The 19,021-nt window shown below is 39.6% G+C and carries 14 protein-coding genes and 1 pseudogene; 7 read left to right on the top strand and 8 right to left on the bottom strand.

Annotation, left to right across the window (positions count from 1 at the left end; genetic code table 11):
* Positions 1–61 precede the first annotated feature (61 nt).
* Both H6G18_RS01780 and H6G18_RS01775 read right to left on the bottom strand, forming a co-directional pair.
* Positions 62–2,230, bottom strand: coding sequence for a DEAD/DEAH box helicase (locus tag H6G18_RS01780; RefSeq protein WP_190405360.1), 2,169 nt, complete (start codon positions 2,228–2,230; stop codon positions 62–64).
* Positions 2,231–2,327: 97 nt separating this feature from the next.
* Complete coding sequence (locus H6G18_RS01775; RefSeq protein ID WP_190405359.1) at positions 2,328–2,702, bottom strand: hypothetical protein; 375 nt, start codon at positions 2,700–2,702, stop codon at positions 2,328–2,330.
* 700 nt (positions 2,703–3,402) lie between these two features.
* Between H6G18_RS01775 and H6G18_RS01770 the strand changes: the two genes are divergently transcribed.
* Together H6G18_RS01770 and H6G18_RS01765 are read left to right on the top strand one after the other, a co-directional pair.
* Positions 3,403–4,689 carry a type IV pilus twitching motility protein PilT gene (locus H6G18_RS01770; protein ID WP_190405358.1) on the top strand — a complete coding sequence of 429 codons (1,287 nt, stop codon included), beginning with the start codon at positions 3,403–3,405 and terminating at the stop codon, positions 4,687–4,689.
* Positions 4,690–4,865: 176 nt separating this feature from the next.
* On the top strand, positions 4,866–5,630 hold the full coding sequence (locus H6G18_RS01765) for a circadian clock KaiB family protein (protein WP_190405357.1): 765 nt from the start codon (positions 4,866–4,868) through the stop codon (positions 5,628–5,630).
* Between the two features lie 142 nt (positions 5,631–5,772).
* On the opposite strand, the gene galE is transcribed toward H6G18_RS01765, so the two are convergent.
* Complete coding sequence (gene galE, locus H6G18_RS01760; protein ID WP_190405356.1) at positions 5,773–6,771, bottom strand: UDP-glucose 4-epimerase GalE; 999 nt, start codon at positions 6,769–6,771, stop codon at positions 5,773–5,775.
* Positions 6,772–7,015: 244 nt separating this feature from the next.
* Between galE and H6G18_RS01755 the strand changes: the two genes are divergently transcribed.
* The 4 genes from H6G18_RS01755 (at position 7,016) to H6G18_RS01740 (ending at position 11,796) form a co-directional block, all read left to right on the top strand.
* Positions 7,016–7,714, top strand: a complete 699-nt coding sequence (locus tag H6G18_RS01755) for a hypothetical protein (protein ID WP_190405355.1) — start codon at positions 7,016–7,018, stop codon at positions 7,712–7,714.
* 163 nt (positions 7,715–7,877) lie between these two features.
* Entirely contained in the window at positions 7,878–9,629 is a 1,752-nt protein-coding gene (locus tag H6G18_RS01750; protein WP_190405354.1) for an ABC transporter ATP-binding protein, read from the top strand.
* 85 nt (positions 9,630–9,714) lie between these two features.
* The gene (locus tag H6G18_RS01745) at positions 9,715–11,028 is read left to right on the top strand and encodes a sensor histidine kinase (RefSeq protein ID WP_190405353.1); all 1,314 of its coding nucleotides are present in this window, start codon (positions 9,715–9,717) and stop codon (positions 11,026–11,028) included.
* Between the two features lie 87 nt (positions 11,029–11,115).
* Complete coding sequence (locus H6G18_RS01740; RefSeq protein ID WP_190405352.1) at positions 11,116–11,796, top strand: HupE/UreJ family protein; 681 nt, start codon at positions 11,116–11,118, stop codon at positions 11,794–11,796.
* A gap of 242 nt (positions 11,797–12,038) precedes the next feature.
* On the opposite strand, the gene H6G18_RS01735 is transcribed toward H6G18_RS01740, so the two are convergent.
* Positions 12,039–12,716 carry a sugar transferase gene (locus H6G18_RS01735; RefSeq protein ID WP_190405351.1) on the bottom strand — a complete coding sequence of 226 codons (678 nt, stop codon included), beginning with the start codon at positions 12,714–12,716 and terminating at the stop codon, positions 12,039–12,041.
* A gap of 552 nt (positions 12,717–13,268) precedes the next feature.
* Between H6G18_RS01735 and H6G18_RS01730 the strand changes: the two genes are divergently transcribed.
* The gene (locus H6G18_RS01730; protein WP_190405350.1) at positions 13,269–13,574 is read left to right on the top strand and encodes a hypothetical protein; all 306 of its coding nucleotides are present in this window, start codon (positions 13,269–13,271) and stop codon (positions 13,572–13,574) included.
* Between the two features lie 89 nt (positions 13,575–13,663).
* On the opposite strand, the gene folE is transcribed toward H6G18_RS01730, so the two are convergent.
* The 4 genes and pseudogenes from folE to H6G18_RS01710 form a co-directional block, all read right to left on the bottom strand.
* Entirely contained in the window at positions 13,664–14,314 is a 651-nt protein-coding gene (gene folE, locus H6G18_RS01725) for a GTP cyclohydrolase I FolE (RefSeq protein ID WP_190405462.1), read from the bottom strand.
* A 98-nt stretch (positions 14,315–14,412) separates the two neighbouring features.
* On the bottom strand, positions 14,413–15,444 hold the full coding sequence (locus H6G18_RS01720; RefSeq protein WP_190405349.1) for a CobW family GTP-binding protein: 1,032 nt from the start codon (positions 15,442–15,444) through the stop codon (positions 14,413–14,415).
* Between the two features lie 310 nt (positions 15,445–15,754).
* Positions 15,755–17,599, bottom strand: a pseudogene (gene thrS, locus H6G18_RS01715) (threonine--tRNA ligase).
* A 148-nt stretch (positions 17,600–17,747) separates the two neighbouring features.
* A complete protein-coding gene (locus H6G18_RS01710) occupies positions 17,748–18,980 on the bottom strand; it encodes an FAD-dependent oxidoreductase (protein ID WP_190405348.1) in 1,233 nt (410 codons plus the stop codon).
* Between the last annotated feature and the right edge of the window lie 41 nt (positions 18,981–19,021).

Genomic DNA, 19,021 nt, shown 5'->3' with positions numbered 1-19,021 from the left:
AGTGAGTAATGAGTAATGAGTAATGAGTAAATACTCCCTGCTCTCCTGCTCCCATGCTTTTTCACCACTGCCTCACTATCTCCCTGAGTTCATCCATATCTAAATAATCATCAGCAAAAGCTTTCCGTAAAAGCGGATGAGGAATAAACTCATCATATTTTTGCATTTCTGGCGCTTCCGCAGAACTTACCAAATCTTCGCTCATAATTCTCTGCTCACACAAAGAAACAATTGTTTGCTGAAGATATTTAAATTTACCTTTCCCTAACTTCATTGTGAAATAATAGGGATTGACTCCACCAATACTACTAATTTCCAACGATTCTCGACACAAAGTATTGAGTAACCTTTCTAAAGTGCGGTAAGCCACAGTACCCATCCAAGGAAAGATACAGCATCTACCTTGTTCTAATTGCAAAATAGGCTGCTCATCTAATCCAGCATCTCGTACTAATTTCCGAACTTTTTGTAAACGTCGGAGAGCATTTTTTTGCAAATAGCTATATTCTGTATCTTCCAGTAAAACCCGACGCATCCTTTGCAAAACCTTAGTATGAACCGTACCGCTACCACCTCTCCAATAACTAGTAGCTTTACCTTCTACTTGCTTAACTATCACTACTCTTTTTTTAAAGTCAATTTCTATAACTTCCCATGTTACCCCTGCTAAAGTGAATTGTTTACCAACAACGGGTGGGGTAACGATACTACCAATTTCTTTTGTACCTTGCTTAACAGTATATTCTTTAGTATCTGCAAAGACCGCATAAAACTGAAATTTACCTACTATTCTTTCCCCTGCCAAACCCAGAATTAATTTATTTTGCTCAGTATGCTGAATATGACCAATATCAATTAAATAGCGCAACATTAACTTAAAATCTTCCTGAGAAATAGCAGCAAAGGGAGGTAAACTCAAAACTTGTCTAGCTAAAGCAGCAGGAGAAATTTCTTGCACTGCTACTAAAATACTCATTGTCTGGTGATATAACAAACTCAAAGGATATTTAATTGGCTTAATCGTTTCAATCCAACGTTCTTCCAAATAAAGTTGAATAATTGCTATACATTGTAAAAGCTGCCAAGGAATTTGCTCTGGTAAATATGCTTCTGGTGAGATTTCATCTTCAGCGCAAACAAAGCGCATATCAGCAGCTTCGCCTCTTCTACCCGCACGTCCCAAGCGTTGTAAAAAACTTGCTACAGACAGAGGTGATTCTAATTGAATGACGCGTTCCAAATGACCAATATCTATACCTAACTCTAAAGTAAGAGTAGCCGCAGTTACCGCCGGATTATGGGGTTCGCGCATGGCATTTTCTGCCACTTGTCGTAAGCTGGCTGATATACTCCCATGATGTACATGATATATATCTGGTTGTCCTTGTTGGGCAGCAATTTGTCGCAAAGAAGCAATTATTGATTCAGTTTGTGTACGATTGTTTGCAAAGATTAAACATTTACGAGATTGACTCAGATTAAAAATATATTGTTCGTAAGCTGTCGCTGCTGATTCATCGACATCATTCGCAATATAAAAGTGTTCTAACGCCAATTTGATTTGGCGTTTTGTGGCCTCTACCTTTGGTGTAATCACTTGTTTATCAGTTCCCGAACGCAGCCACTCTTCCGCTATTGAATAATCACCTAAAGTTGCAGATAAACCAATACGGCGGGGTTGGTTTTTGGTGAGGTTTGCTAAACGTTGTAATTGGCAAATAATCTGACAACCGCGTTCAGAACCCATAAAGGCATGAATTTCATCAATAATCACAAACCTTAAATCGCCAAATAAACGTAATATTTCTTTATGTTTATTGACTAATAAACTTTCTAAAGATTCTGGTGTAATTTGCAGAATGCCTTGAGGATTTTGTAAAAGTTTATTTTTCCGACTTTGGGCGACATCACCATGCCAATGGTAAACAGGAATGTTCGCTGATTTTAATAAATCGTTGAGCCGTGCAAATTGGTCATTAATTAAGGCTTTAATAGGGCCTATATATAATGCACCAATAGTGGTTGATGGATTGTTATATAACTGAGTTAAAACAGGTAAAAATGCTGCTTCTGTTTTTCCCGCAGCAGTAGTGGCGGCAATTAATAGATGAGCATTGGTGTCAAACACCACTTCACAAGCGGCTGTTTGAACTGGTCTTAATTCAGTCCACTGATGATGATAAATATATTCTTGAATAAAAGGTGCAAGTCTTTTAAAGTCATTGGTCATTGATCATTAGTCAACAGTCAATATTTCTCCTAATTTAAACATGAAAAAACCCGGCTTGACCGGGCAGATGTACTGTTTGTCGAATTTGTGGTTAGAATTATAGCTTGACATCGCAGGTCAGAGGGCAAGAAGCGTAGATGCTACTTTGCATTTGCTCTTCTTCTCCGTGCAACCAGCTTAACCATTTCATGTCTGTGGGGTGTACACCTTTGAAGGTCAATACACCAGCAGCAATCAAAACTGCCATGACATTAAACATAATCAAGCTGCCTGCTACGAATAAAACCGCACTAACAGGCATTACAGATTGCAACACAATCGACAACAAACATCCGACCGTAGCCATCAACACCACTAACGGAAAACCCACAACCAACAAGCACACTGCCAATGTAAAAGTCCATATCAAAAAGCTTTTGATAACCAACAAGGAGTAGGTCTTTCCGAAATTAGATTTCTGAGCCGAAACCATGACTTTTCCTCCTAAAATACACAGCAAATTTTCAATTCAGTATTATTTCGCTTTTATGAAACAAACTGAATACTTTAATGAAGTTTCAGTATATAAAACTCATCTAGGAAAATGAGCATTTATTTATTAAACTTTACAATTAATTTTTTTGAATGATGAATGTAAAGCCGGATTTACATTTCAGGATTAATCTAGCTTTCGGTATCTGTCTTGAGGAGTAGAACACAAAAGCCGTGACTCAAAAAGTTCACTGCAAACTCTTGGCTTAGATTTTGCTTAACATTTCTTATGTAAAATGGCTTTGTCTCTCATAATTCTGTAGTGCGGCTAAACAAATTATCTACAGATGATTTTGCTATTAATTACTAGCCAGTTACGGCTGAGTTAGCCATAACTTTCTCATTTATGCTGATTCAACCTATTTCGTGAAAGTTTTTTGTATTCCGTAATACTAATAAACCTAAATATTTCTACTGATGTGATTATTGAAATGCTTAGGTTAAACCAGTTTATATAGAGGGAGATTTTCTTTTTTATTTCATGGTTAAAAAAAATACAAAAATAAAAAAGTATTGTCATGAAATGTTACTTAGAAGTTTTCAGTAAACAGACATCTGTGATGCCGTTTTTTAGGGCTATCAGAACCCTTGAGAGATTTGTTTGCTGTTTCCAGTTAATAACTCCAAAATTATAAAGATATATGACGGAATCTCAACCCCCATCAACTTCTCATCCTGTGGCTTCGCGGAATATCCCACCAGTACCACCTCCGCCGCCACCATCGGTAATCACCCAACGCCAACATACACAAACGTTGGATATGTCGTCAGTGAATAGGAGCGCTCATCAACCTACACCACCTCCACCACCTAGTGCTGCTCATCGTCCTGGGACACCACCACCAATCTCAACCCCAGCTAGCGATTCGCCTTTAACTTTGGCGCAGATTATTAAAGAAGCTTTTGATAATGGCTATTCTGATATTCACTTAGGGGTTGGTGAAATACCTCGATTCCGTAACCGAGGTGAAATTAACCCAACTGATTATCCCGAAACAGACAAACCGACTTTTATGGGTTGGTTGCGGGAAATCATGACAGAGACGGAAATTCAACGATTTCACGAACATTTAGAATTTGATGGTGCAACTCAGTATGAATTTGCCCGTGTACGGATTAATGTCTTTGACTCTCTCAAAGGCTATTCGATGGTGCTGCGGTTGATTCCACTGAAAATCTTATCTATTGATCAATTGAGACTACCCCCCGTATTTCGGGATGTTTGCCACACTCACAAGGGTTTAATTTTGGTGACAGGCCCTACTGGTTCTGGTAAATCAACGACGATGGCGGCGATGATTGATTACATCAATCGAGAGATGCCTAAGCACATTATCACCATTGAAGACCCGGTGGAATTTGTTCACCAAAGTCGCAAGTCACTGATTAAGCAACGGGAAGTGGGAATGCATACCCGCAAATTTGATAATGCTTTAAAAGCGGCTTTGCGGGAAGACCCAGACTTGATTCTGGTGGGGGAAATGCGGGATAAAGAAACGGTTAACACTGCACTAAAAGCGGCTCAAACTGGTCACTTGGTCATGGGAACTCTGCACACCAATAGTGCGGTGAAAACTATTGAACGGATTCTCAATTTGTATTCAGGTGAAGAACAGGATGCTATGCGAATAGCGATAGCTGAGTCTTTGGTGGCTGTAATTGCTCAAGGCTTGTGTCGGACCACTGATGGTAAGCGGGCAGCTTTCCACGATATTCTGATCAATACTGAAGCAATCAAGGAATGGATTAAAGATGGTAAGTATGATGAAATTAGCGAACTGATGAAGCAAGCTAGTTTTGATGGGATGATTACCATGAATCAGTCTTTGCTCAATCTCTATCAAGAAGGTCGCATTACTGAAGAAACCGCTTTGGAAATGTCACCAACTCCTAACGAAATGGCTCAGTTTCTCCGAGGACGGGTTTAGATACAGTAAAAGGTAAAAGGTTAGGAATTACGCAACTGGTAAACTCAAACATAAGTGAGAGTGGTCAATAGTCATTAGTGAAGGATTGTGGACTTTGCACTATTGACAGCCCTAGCGAAAAATCTATGACACTTGTGTAAACCTTTTACTTAATTACTGTTCAGTTTTGGGATCTTGTGACTAAATCGACTCCAGATAACTTACCTATACCTCGGTTATATAAGGGTATTGCCCTGTTTACACCGGGAGGCGATTTAATTTACTGCATCGACCCTCATAAGCAGGGTCGATGGCATTCCCATTTATGTGCTGCATTGCAGGAAATTTTAGACTTACCTGAACCGCCTCACTTTTTAGCTCCTTGCTACACAGCAACGGTTGACCATTGGTTAGATCCTCAGTCTCAACAGGTAAAAACTTTTGCGGAAGCTTCTCCCGCAGTACTTAAACATCAAGCAGTTCTGAACGCTATTTTTAACACAGGTAATTTAGTTTGGCAACCTGCTCCTTGGCAAGAGGGTTTGTGCGATCGCATGGTCTTAGCAACTTATCATTCTTCGTTTCCCCAACTCTGGGAAGACCATGACTTAATAGTAAACTTAGACTTGTCTGAACAGGCTCCTAAGTATTATCCACCAGCTATCACAGTACAAAAAGCGCCACTCAAAACTTATGTTCTGCGTTTATTTGTGGTGGGACACAGTGCTAACACTGAACGGATATTGAAAAATCTGCATGAACTATTGGAGCGATCGCTGGGATATCCTTACACCATGAAGGTGATTGATGTCTTGACTAATCCTGAACAGGCAGAAATTGATCAGGTTTCCGCAACTCCGACTTTAGTTAAAGTTTGGCCTTTGCCAATTCGGCGGATGGTGGGTGATTTGGACAACGCCGCCAAAATTTTACAAATGTTGGGAGCTATGGACAATCTTTGACGATGTCTATTTTAGATTTTGGATTGAAAACTGCTTGGGGTATACGGGTGTAGGTGTTAAAAACCCTTACACCCCCATACCCTTACACTCTCCTAACACAGAGAGTCACATTTCGTGCTGAGTGAGAAATTGTTCCCCAACTCTATTGATGGCGCTGCTGATGCCATTGCCAGGCATGAGCAACAATATCTTTAATGGATGAGTATTGGGGTTGCCAGCCGAGGATTTTTCTGGCTTTCTCGCCACTACCAATGAGACTTGGGGGATCTCCGGGGCGGCGATCGCATTCTTCGATGGCTATGGGCAATCCTGTTACTTGTTCGGCAGCTGCAATGACTTCTCTAACTGAGAAGCCTTGGCCATTACCTAAATTGAAAACTTCGCTATCCTCACCTTTTAATAAATACTCCAATCCCAAAACATGGGCATCGGCTAAGTCGTTGACGTGAATATAATCTCGAATACAAGTGCCGTCGGGTGTAGGATAATCAGTGCCGAAAATTGAGATAGATTTGCGTTTACCCAAGGCTGTGAGGAGTACTAAGGGGATGAGATGAGTTTCGGGGTTGTGATCCTCACCTAGCAAACCATCGGGATTGGCACCAGCCGCATTAAAATAACGGAAACGTACTGATTTCAAACCGTAAGCCACATCAAAATCTGCCAAAATCCTCTCTACCATGAGCTTAGTAGCCCCATAAGGATTAATGGGGTTTTGGGGATGATCTTCAGGAATTGGTACAACTGTCGGGACTCCATAGGTAGCACAAGTGGAGGAGAAGACAAATTTATGAATAGAAGCAGCCAGCATCGCTTCCAATAGGGTCAATGTACCTAAAACGTTATTGCGGTAGTATTTAGCAGGATCGCTCACCGATTCGCCTACATAGGCATAGGCAGAAAAGTGCATCACTGCGTCAAAATTGCGGGATTTGAATAATTCATCCAACAAAGGGCGATCGCCTGTATCACCCACCACAAGTTCTACTTGCAAAACCTTTTCTACTAGATCACGATGTCCATAGACCAAGTTATCTAGTATTACCACGTCATAACCTGCTTGCTTGAGAGCTAGTACGGTGTGCGAACCGATATATCCTGCTCCCCCCGTTACCAAAATGCTCGGTTTTCCAGGCGACATAGTTTTTCCTTTTGAGTGACAACTACTGAATTAATTTAGTTTAATGGTGGTCACATTACTAATCTCGAAAATTATAAATATTAGGCGCAGTGTGGAAAAATTGCACTAAAATCACTACGACGGTGGTCTTTTGTGTGAGGGTTGAGTATTTTATGTCAAATACTGCAATTACAGTTGACGCTAAAATAAATCCACTTCGCAAAACCTCTAGGCTCACTGCAAAAGGAGATTTGAGAATAAATCTATGTTTTTACTGTTAAGCCGGGTACTGCTGTGGTTACTGATTGGTACTATCGTATTCTCACTGTTTCAGAGATTTTATCCTAAAGGCACTTTTGTCGGTAGATTAGTCTTAGTCATTGTGTTGGTAGTCATAGCTTTGTCGTTCGTTAATCCCAACGAACCAGCTGTAGCGTCTTTGTGGAGGTTAATATCTTTTCCACTCAAACCTTTGGGAGCATCAGTTTTGCTATTGATGTTTGCAGCTCAAAAAATTAAAGGCGGTGGCATAGATCAACCAGGAGGATATCTAGCGGGCTGGGCATTGACAATTTTACTTTTGTCGAGTACACCAGCGATCGCCTACTTCTTAATTAGAGCGCCATTGGCAACCGGAGCCGTTGTTCCCACCTATCAGCTATTGTCTGCTTCCCCATCGGAAACATTAGTAGCATTAGGACAAGCAACTCACCTAACGCCAACGGCCGATATCCTGGGAGACACGATTTTACCCAGCCCAGAACTAGGACAAGTAACCTTAGCTTTCAATCCTTTGAATAGCAAAATTCCCCCCTATCTGTTACAAAATCCTCAACAGATTCAGGAGCGAGGACTACGTATCGAGGACTTTGTACCCAGTGCCGCAACCCTGCAACTGACAACACAAGTCTGGGAAAGTTACCTCAATCAAGTTTACTTTTTCTTACGTGGTCGCCAGACATAAGGGTAAAATAAGTATCTTGAACAAGAGCATAGGGACTAGGGACTAGAAACAAGCAGAGAAGCAAGGGAGCAGAGGTGAAGAAATTCTGACTCAGCACTCATAACTCAGCACTTACTATTCCCTAATCCCCCATCCCTAATCCCCAGTCCCTAACCCCCATTTCATGGCACAATCTCAACGAATTGCTAAACTTGCTGCTTATATGCGTCCCCATTGGCGGGAGGCGACATTGGGCATCCTGGCTTTGTTGTCTGTCAATGGGCTGGGTGTTTATATTCCTTGGTTGATTCGGGCTTGTGTTGACCTACTTTCTACCAACTTTAGCTGGAATCAAATATTACGTTATGTAATAATTATCATTTTGCTGAGTTCAGCTATGCTGCTTATCCGCATGGCTTCGCGGATTTGGTTATTTGGAGTGGGAAGACAGGTAGAATTTGACCTCAAACAACGCATTTTTACACATTTACTAAAGTTAGAGCCTGCTTATTTTGCTAACAATACAATTGGGGATTTAATTAGCAGGGCTACCAGTGATGTAGAGAATGTCAGACGATTGCTAGGTTTTGCGGTCTTGAGTTTGGCAAATACCCTATTTGCCTATGCTCTCACCCTACCCGTCATGCTGACAATTAGTGTGGATTTGACACTAGCAGCTTTGGCAGTGTATCCCTTCATGTTTGTTTTAGTAAATTTATTTAGCAATCGGTTACGTCGCCAACAGGGGATAGTTCAAGAACAACTCTCTGACATTAGTGAACTAATTCAAGAAGATATTAGTGGCATTGCTTTAATTAAAATTTACGCCCAAGAAGAAAACGAGCGTCGCGCTTTCGCCCAACAAAATCAAAAATTATTAGGGGCTAACTTGGAACTAGCCAAAAGTAGAAATATTTTGTTTCCTATGATTGGGGGTCTAGCTAGTCTGAGTTCACTGGTGATTATTTGGTTGGGAACATCACAAATTGCGGCGGGAACTTTGGCTATTGGTGATTTTTTGGCGCTTCTCATCTACATAGAACGTCTAGTTTTTCCTACAGCGCTGTTGGGTTTTACGATTTCTGCTTACCAACGAGGTGAGGTGAGTGTGGATCGTTTGGAATCTATTCTCAGTGTCAAAGCTAAAATTCAAGATGCCGACGAAGCAATCCACCTACCATTAGCTGAGGTAAAAGGAGAATTAACTGCCAAAAATCTCAGTTATATCTATCCGGGTGCTACTACTCCAGCATTAGACAAGGTTAACTTTACCATTACCTCTGGGGAAACAGTGGCGATTGTGGGAGCAATTGGTTCTGGTAAGTCCACTTTAGCCAATGCCTTACCAAGATTGCTGGAAATTGAACCAGAACAGTTATTTTTGGATGGGCTGGATATTACTAAGATCGCTTTGGCAGATTTACGTCATGCGATCGCCTACGTTCCTCAAGATAGTTTCTTGTTTAGTACCACAATTAAAAATAACATTCGCTACGGTGATCCAGTTAGCCCACCAGAAAATGTAGAGTACGTTGCTAAACTAGCTCAGATTCATCCCGAAATTATTAATTTTCCTCAACAGTATGAAACTCTTGTTGGTGAGCGTGGTATCACCCTTTCTGGTGGTCAAAGGCAACGCACTGCCTTAGCTAGAGCCATGTTGGTTAATGCTCCAGTCTTAATTTTAGATGATGCCCTCTCTAGTGTGGATAATCAAACAGCTACCCAAATTCTCAACAACCTTTCTACTGGTACTGTACGCAAAACAGTAATTTTTATCACTCATCAACTTTCGGCGGCGGCGGCGGCTGACAGAATTTTTGTGATGGACAAAGGCAAAATTGTTCAGGTAGGTAATCACTTGGAATTGGTGCAGCGAGATGGTCTTTACAGAAACCTGTGGAGCCAGCATCAAGTAGAAGAATTACTACGTTAGTATTTTTCATCTGGGCATCTTGTGATTGTGTGAATATAATTTATCCTGTATACAGACTCGGCAATATTCATACTGCAAGAAATTTATGATGGAATTAATACATCAATTCCTGGGAGATGGCTTCTTTATCCCTCATGGACATTGTTATCTTTGGAAGCCTGGGTTGGTGTGGTTAAACATCATATCAGACTCTTTAATTGCTCTTGCTTATTATTCAATACCCATTAGTCTGGTCTATTTTGTTCAAAAGCGAGATGATTTACCTTTCAAAGGCATACTGCTATTATTTGGAGCCTTCATTGTCTCCTGTGGTACAACCCATTTAATGGAAATTTGGACACTTTGGCATCCAACTTACTGGTTATCTGGAAGTCTCAAAGCTATTACTGCTTTGATTTCAGTGTATACCGCTAGTGTGTTAGTGCCGATAATTCCTCAAGCACTAGCTTTGCCGAGTCCTGCTCAATTGGAGGCTACTAACACTCAACTCACAACAGCTTTAAAAAAACTGGAAAATACACAAGCGCAATTAATTCAAACTGAAAGAATCTCTTCTATGGGGCAATTAGTTTCTGCTATTGCCTACGAAATTAATAACCCAATTAACTTTATTTATGGCAACATTCATTTTGCTAAGGAATATTTCCAAAATTTATTAGTCTTACTTTCTCTGTACAAAGAACAATATCCCCAACCACCATCAGCTATTCAAAGTTATATTCAAGAAGTTGATATTGATTTTGTTCAAGAAGATTTACAAAAAATGTTATCTTCGATGAAACTTGGAGCAGAACGCATTCGTGAGTTAATTTTATCTTTACGGAAATTTTCCCGCTTAGATGAAGCCGAAATCAAACAAGTAGATATTCACCAAGGGATTGATTGTATACTCTTACTATTACAAAATCGCTTAAAAGGTCAAGGTAAATATCCAGAAATTGAAGTAATTAAGGAATATGGCAACTTGCCGAAAATTAATTGCTATCCTAGACAACTCAACCAAGTATTTATGAATATATTAACTAATGCTATCGATGCGTTAGAGGAGTCCTTAGTTAAGGGTCAAAAGTCAAAACTGCAAGACTTTGAAGTTTTAGCTAGACCAAAAATTCATATTTACACTGAAGTTTTAAATGGCGAGCAAGTAATGGTAAGAATTACTGACAATGGTGATGGGATGACACAAGAAGTCATGCAAAAAGTTTTTGATCCGTTCTTTACAACTAAACCTATTGCTTCCGGTACAGGTTTAGGGATGTCAATTAGCCACCAAATTATCGACAAGCACAGTGGTAAGATAGAGTGCATTTCATCACCATTCAAAGGAACTGAATTTATCATTCAACTCCCCATACAAATGACATCTTCTAGAACAGATGTTTTACATAACTTCAAATAATTAGCATCATGCAGATTTACTTGCGACGTTAGTTTTTCTATCTACTAGGGTAGTATAAATTACCACAAAAACTAATCGTGCATAATCATGTTTACTATTTCTCAGTCTGTTGCTGTCGGGAAGTTACAGTATCGTCATGTAGGAGCGATCGCATCTCTTGTATTAATTAGTCTTTTAAGCTCTTTGAGTGGATTGTCACTTCACCATACTATCTCTAATGCCTGGGATGGCTTGTTATGGGGTGTTGCTGATCCGGTACTGCACTTAGATAGTTTAGTTAATATCTTGGGTATTGGCTTGATCTCTACTGGTATGCTTCATGGTGCAATCATTACTATCTCTTTTGTATTAGCAACCATCTTAGGTTTAAGCACACATTTATTACAGTTCAGCTTACCAGGTGCAGAGATAGCAATCGCCATTTTTTGTATTGCCTTTGGTGCTATGTTAGTCATGCGCTATCAGGTTAACTGGGTGGTTGTAGGAATATTAGGTGCGATCGCTGGCTTATTTCAAGGTTACATTGCCAGCCAAGCAATAAATGGAGTAGAGCCTATATCACTCCTTGCCTATGCCTTAGGCATGGCTTTAACTCAGTATACAGTTGCTAGTAGCACTAGAGAAATTGGTAAAAATATCAGCAGAGAAACAATTTTCGCTCATATACCTACAATTATCCGTTTTTTAGGCTTCGCTATTGTGGCGATCGGCATTGTATTGTGCGGTAACTTGATCAACGCTTATAGCATTTTGGATTTTGGATTTTAGATTTTGGATAGACAACGACTTGGTTTCCTGTCTCCATCTGTCGCCATCATTTTATAAATTGGTATTAGTTACTACCAATTTTTATTAGCCTAAATAAACAAGCGATCGCGCTTCTGGAGTTGTGGGTCAAAGAGCGATCGCTTATTATATAGCCAATAATCGGGCTGTATTAGTATTTGTCTAATTAGTTCTGGAAAAAAGTAAGTTGGTTAATTTTAGTGTGAGTTCGATGACCTGCTGATTTAAAAAGCTCCAACTCTACCAACAATGACGTAAATTGTTTTGCCAATCAGTAGCAAATCATATAACGGATGCCAATTGTTTTGATACTGCAAATCTAAATCTACTATTTGTTCAAAGTCCTTTACATGAGAACGCCCGTTAACTTGCCATTCACCGGTTAAACCAGGCTTGACATTTAAACGTTGCCAGTGGTGATCGTTATACTTGGCTACTTCATCACCAGTGGGTGGACGTGTTCCAACTAAACTCATGTCACCCATAAGGACGTTCCAGAATTGAGGTAGTTCGTCTAAGCTGGTGCTACGCAAAAAGCGCCCCACTCTAGTTACACGAAAATCGTTTTTATTTTTAAAGATAAGTCCGTCTGCTTCGTTATCTACTAAGGTTTTTAATCTCTCCGCATCATTCACCATTGAGCGAAACTTCCAAATGTGGAAGGGACGACCCCGGAGGCCGTAGCGTTCCTGAGAGAAAAAGATCGGGCCGGGACTATCCAACTTGATGGCGATCGCAATTGGTACGAAGGCGATCGCTAAAATCAAAAACCCCACCAAGCTCCCTAAAATATCCAAAAAACGCTTGAACTTTGATTGAACTGAGGGATGGGGCATAAGTTCAAATTCCCAATCTTTATAAGTAGTACCTTGCAAGACGCTTTCTAATTGTGTTTGATACATGGTACGTTTTCTAGCCGAATGCCTAGCAACAAGGGTAAAATCACTGAGTTTCACTCAAAATATAAACTTACCTTCATTAAAAACTTTATATTTTACGGTATATTTACGTAATCTTCATCAATAATCTGGGGATCATGTAGTTTTATGAATTTAAAATAAAGATAAATAAATATTCCATAAGGAAGATGGTCAGGACACAATAGTATGTATCAAAAAATGCTTATAGTTGCAAAATTGTTATCAACTGATAAAGTAAGTGAAAAAGCTCAATTGCATCTGATAAAACTCTAGTCTGGAGAGGCATTCTTCAATAGAGATTTTCTGCTCAAAATATCATGCAGGTGGCAGATGCAAGGTACAGTACTTAAACTAGCGAAACTATAAGTGAAGTTGTAAAAATGTTTCTATCATTTGCCAGAAGCAGCAAGCAACAAAATCATTAATAGTATGAAAGCAGTCTTTAGATAGGGTTGTATTTATTGAATTAAATTATTCAATTATTAACATCAATAAATTACTAAAAAGCTCTTTTACAATCAGGGTGGTGAAGAAATGATTGCAGGTGGAGTCGAAGTAAAAATTAGTCGCTTGGAATCCATTGTTGAGCAAATTGGAGAAGCAGTACTGTCTACTACTGAAACCATTGAACGTCTTGCAGAAAGAGTGGAAAACCTGAGTTACCAAGTTGAAGCACAAGGAAAGCAATTACAGCAACAGGGATATCAAATTTTTGCTTTGTGTGATGCAGTACAAAGTCTTGCTGAATCTCAAGATGATTCACTACAAAAACTAACACAACTAACACAAACTTTAGATAAGCTGACTTCTTTAATTCAAGGAGTAGATGACGAAATTTGAAGAATAAGTATTAAATTTTCCAAAGTAAATAAAAAGAGACATAATATATTATGTCTCTTTTTATTTATATTTATATCAGCCAAAACTTTCTAGCGAAAATTAGCATTGTGTCTCACTAAATTCATAAACTCTTCACGAGTGCGTCCATCTTCCGCAAACACACCACGCATTGCACTAGTAACAGTCCAAGAACCAGGTTTTTGTACACCACGCATCACCATGCACATATGAGTTGCTTCTATAACCACCGCTACCCCTTGGGGTTTGAGTAACCCTTGCAGTGCATCAGCAATTTGTAGAGTGAGACGTTCTTGCACTTGTAAACGTCGAGCATACATCTCACAAATGCGCGCAATTTTCGATAATCCTATCACCTTACCATTGGGAATATAGGCAACATGAGCGCGACCAATAATTGGTAGGATATGATGCTCGCAAGAACTGAAAATATCGATATCCCGAATTAATACCATTTCATTGGCATCTTCTGTAAATACTGCTCCATTTAGCAGTTCATCTAAAGACTCTTGATATCCCTTAGTCAGAAACTGTAAAGCTTTTACAACTCTCTTAGGGGTATCTAGCAAACCTTCCCTATCAGGATTTTCTCCTAATCCAATTAATAAAGTCCGCACAGCCTGCACCATTTCTGCTTCTGTGACAGTTGGTGGCTGCTGAGTAGATAAAGATGACACCACCTGAGCAGCAGAATTTATATCGGAACGAATCGATAGAGTCATGTTATTTTGTTTAGTTGGTATAGATTCTGAGTTAGTTAATAGTTCAACAGCCATGAATAACTATTAACTAAATTCGCTAATTGCTTAACACTTCTTTATCATACCAAACATTTGTTAAGTTGTGTATAAATTTGACTGGTATCTAATTTTCTCCCAATAAAAACTACTTGATTTTTAGGTAATGTATGCCATTCATCAGCGTGTAAGTTATAACGAAGTCCACTCAGTTGAAATATATGGCGTAATTCACTATCACTAAACCACAAAATGCCCTTAGCTCTAAATACATTCTGTGGTATTTTTTCAGTAAGAAAATTTTCAAACTTATGAACATCAAATGGTCTATCAGCCTGGAAAGAAACCGAAACAAATCCATCATTTTCTAAATGATGAGAGTGATGTTCATGATGATGATGTTTATGGTCATGATGTTCATGATGATGTTCATGAGTATCTTCGACCTCATTAGCAACATACTTATCTGTTGGTGTTAAACCCACATCTAAAATTAATGGTAATGCCACCTCACCATGTTTGGTGTGTAAAATCTTTGCACTAGCTTTCACATCATGAACATAATTTTCTAATTCTTGAATTTTTTCTGGAGTCACGAGGTCTGTTTTATTGAGAAGAATAATGTCTCCATAGGTAAGCTGTTTCAAAGCTGCTTCACTTTCAAAATGGTGAGAATTAAATGCTTCTGCATCTACCATTGTGAGAATTGAATCAAGGTTAGTTAAATCTCTCAGTTCTGTACCCAAAAAAGTTAAAATAATTGGCAACGGGTCAGCAACACCAGTGGTTTCAATAACTAAATAATCAATACGTTCTTCTCGTTCTAAAACTCGATAAACAGCATCAACAAGACCATCATTGATGGTACAGCAGATGCAGCCATTACTCAGTTCGACCATATCTTGGTCTACAGAAACTAACAATTGGCTGTCGATATTAATATCGCCAAACTCATTGACAAGAACAGCAACTTTTAAATCTTGTTTATTCTTGAGAATTTGATTGAGTAGTGTAGTTTTACCACTACCTAAAAATCCAGTAATGATTGTAACAGGCATTCCCCGTTTAGGAAATTCAGGAATTATATTCGTAGTGGGTGTGGTTATAGTATCCATATTGCAGTGAGATTTTGGTAAACTATTGAATCAAGGATGCGGCCGAACAATTTTAGATATATCTGTATATTCAATTTCAGCAATTGGCTTATGGATTTTGTCCTGTTTCAATTGGCGAACAATTAGCTTCTTAACAATGTAATTGACTAAGAGCAATATGAACTTGCTCATCAATATCTAAGGAGTTATATACCCATTATTTTACTTGCAATTTTTTCTCTATATTAACTTTAAACATTCCACCACCAAATGAAAAACTCATCTTTATTATCTGCGTCAGTAAAAAATATTGGCATCAGACAAGCAATTTTTAAATTCCCCTTTTGGTGATGATAGCTTCTTGTAATTGATGCGTCATGTCATTTGCATTCATCACTCCTAAATCACCATTTTGTCTACTTCTCACACTCAAAGTTTGATTCTCTACCTCTTTTTTACCCACAACAGCAACCACGGGAATTTTTTCTAACTCTGCTATCCGAATTTGCTTACCTAAACGCTCACCAATGAAGTCTATTTCCACTCTAAATCCCTTTTTTTGTAAATCGGGGGCTATTGATTGTGTATATTCTCTAACTTCATCGCTTACAGATAATACTCGCAGTTGTATTGGTGCTAATCACAAGGGAAAATCACCAGCATAATTCTCAATTAAAATGCCAAAAAATCGTTCCAGAGAACCAAAAATAGCTCGATGAATCATAATTGGTCTTTGGCGACTACCATCAGTAGCAATATATTCCATATCAAAGCGTTCTGGTAAATTAAAATCTACCTGAATAGTGGAACATTGCCAGAGACGACCAATAGCATCCTGAATTTTGATATCAATTTTAGGCCCATAAAAAGCACCGCCGCCTTCATCAACAACATAATTCCAACCTTTAGCATCTAAGGCTTGTCTTAAGGCTGATGTTGCTAACTCCCAAACTTCATCAGTTCCTACGGATTTATCAGGACGGGTTGAAAGATTCACTTCATAATTTTTAAACCCAAAATCTGACAAAATCCGCTCTGTGAGATTTAAAACCCTTAAAATTTCATCGGTGATTTGATGAGGTAAACAAAAGATATGAGCATCATCTTGGGTAAATCCCCTGACTCTCATCAAACCATGTAGCGCCCCCGAACGTTCATAACGATAAACTGTGCCTAGTTCCGCCCATCTGAGGGGTAATTCTCGATAAGAATGTAATTGATGTTTATAAGTGAGGACATGAAAGGGACAATTCATTGGCTTGATTTGATAAGCCTGATTTTCCACTTCCATCGAGTCAAACATATTCTCTTGATAGAAATCAAAATGACCAGATGTTTTCCATAAATCAAGGTTTGCTACATGAGGTGTGTAAAGTAGTTGATAACCTGATTCTAGATGGGCTTTGCGCCAATAATCTTCAATAATGTAGCGAATACTCGCACCTTTGGGATGCCAAAAAACTAAACCACCGCCAGCTTTTTCTTGAATACTAAATAAGTTAAGTTCTTGTCCTAACTTTCTATGGTCGCGGCGTAAAGCTTCTTCTCTTTGTTTGAGGTATGCTTGTAGTTCTTCTTTGCTTTCCCAAGCGTTACCATAAATTCGTTGTAGTTGGGGTTTGCTTTCATCCCCTTGCCAATAAGCACCCGCAATGTTCAACAATGTAAAAGCATCAGCCGCAATGTCACCAGTAAAGTTAATGTGAGGCCCTGCACACAAATCCCACCAATAGTTACTGGCTGGTTGAACATCGGCAACAAACAAGGAAGATTCTGGTTTACCAGTATCAGGACTGCCAATGAAGTAGCGGGTAATGGTTTCTCTTGCGGGGATACGGTCTAATATTTCTAACTTATAAGGTTCGTTTAGTTGGGCAATTTCCGCGCCAATTTCTTCTCTTTGCACCTCTTCGCGGATAATTGGTAAGTTTTTTGTAATAATCCGCCGCATTTCTGCTTCAATTTTGCCCAAGTCATCGGGAGTGATGCTGACTTGACAATCAAAGTCGTAGTAAAATCCGTTCTCTGTGACTGGGCCAGTTGCTACTTTAGTCCCTGGAAATAGCTTCTGCACTGCCATCGCCATTATATGGGCGCAGGTGTGACGGATCCGCACAAGTTTCTCGCTGTCGTGCTGGTCTAAGTTTTTCTGGGACTGGGTTAGAGAACTGACCATATTAATAAGGAATGAGAATCGTTATCATGTTAGCGCAAAAGAGGCGGAATTGGGAATTGGGTTTTGACTCGAAGAATGAGTGATGACTGTAAAACCAACCTCAAAATGATTATTTTTTCCAACCCTATACCTCTACAGCCTTAAACTTTCAGCTTGCTTTGATTCCAGTGGCGCTGCGGGAAAAGGCTACGCTCGGTTTGACAATAGCTGGGACGATTTTCTCACAAGCCATTCTTGCACCTGATAAATTCCGTGCTGTTGGGCCTACTTGTAAAGCGGCTAGACCACCCATGATGAATAATTCACAACCAGGCCAACGTAGACAACTATCTAAAACTGGCAAACCTTTCACTATAGGAATGGGGTGAGCGGCTAGAACGTCTTTTAATAGCGGTTCAGTGGTGACATCAAATTTAGTGCCAGTCGAAAGCCAAATATAATCACACTCATTTTGGCTACCATCACTACATTCGACACGCCAATTTTCGTCTAGCCATTGGGCTTTGAGTATTTGACAGTTTTCATCAATTTTCATGTTACCACTACGGACTTGTCTCCGTAATTGGGTGGCGATCGCCGGAGTCATGGAACCACCATTTCTAGCTTGCTGAATCATTGTCAAGCGTTGTTCCCAATCAGATTGGGCAAAAAAATCTTTCAGATACTTTGGCCCCAACCATCCTGGTTCCGCATCAAATAACTTTTCTGATAACTGTCGCCGAATCATTAACTGAACTTTAGCACCACGAGCGATCGCACCCACAGCCAAATGCCCACTCGTTAACCCACCACCCACAATCAAAACTCTCTTACCCATCAACTGTAATTTTCGTAAATCAATTGTTTGTGAGTGGCAAAGTCTATCTTGTGGGTATGCTGTGTGAATTTCCTTCACCCAATCAGGTATCTGACGTTGAGCGCTACCATTAGCCAACACTACCCGCCTTACTGTCACCTCTTGTCCGTCTTGCAAACTAAGGCGAAATTGGGGACGCAGATGATGAGATATGGGTTCAATACTCTTGACGGCTAGAGGAGTTACTAGCTCTTGTAACTGCCAAACTCGAATCACATCCTGGCAAAAATCCTCAAATAGTTGTGTCCCTGGTAAATCATAGGGCGCAAATAATTCATCAGGACGAGATTCAGCGAATTTCCTCAAAGCAAAATGGTTGGGGTCTGGATGATGAACTGCGGGGGAACGCAAATGCGGGATTTCCAAAGCTGCAAATTGCTGATTCCAGCCACTCATCCACCCACCGCTAGGGTCAAACACTAAAAATTTACCCCTAATAGACTGCCGTTTTTGCAGCAAATGGGTAGTCAAAGTCAGAGCATGAGGCCCTGCACCAACAATAGCCAAGTCAATTTTTTTAGTCATGGGTAATGGGTAATTGGTAATTGGTCAATAGTTATTCCTCT

It is taken from the genome of Anabaena subtropica FACHB-260 (genome assembly GCF_014697105.1).
GTDB classification, from domain to species: Bacteria; Cyanobacteriota; Cyanobacteriia; order Cyanobacteriales; family Nostocaceae; genus Trichormus; species Trichormus subtropicus.
This window is presented reverse-complemented; position numbering and strand designations above follow the sequence as displayed.